Below are 229 nucleotides of genomic sequence, written 5' to 3'. Positions count from 1 at the left end.
GATAAAGGTGTTACTCCTGTTTTAGAATCTATTTAAAAATCCATATTATGATCATAAATTCAGATATAAAACCGCTTGATGCAAAATCAAATAACAGTTTATTTCCTTTTGCCATTATTACGTTTATTTACTTCATTGTAGGATTTTTAACGACAGTGAATGAGCAGTTGCAGGCACCTTTAAAATTTACATTTCTATCTCATGCAGGAAGTTTAAAAAATACGTTTAC

Annotated in this window: 1 protein-coding gene; it reads left to right on the top strand. The window is 28.8% G+C overall.

Annotated features, from left to right (window positions below; all coding sequences use genetic code 11):
- Window positions 1-47 precede the first annotated feature (47 nt).
- A partial coding sequence (locus tag SB659_RS20675) for a hypothetical protein (protein WP_410551802.1) occupies window positions 48-229 on the top strand: 182 nt, incomplete at its 3' end.

Origin of the sequence: Arthrobacter sp. SIMBA_036, assembly GCF_046535135.1 — a bacterium.
Taxonomy (GTDB): Bacteria; Actinomycetota; Actinomycetes; order Actinomycetales; family Micrococcaceae; genus Arthrobacter.
The sequence above is the reverse complement of the archived record's forward strand: the minus strand, read 5'-3'. Positions and strand labels throughout refer to the sequence as shown.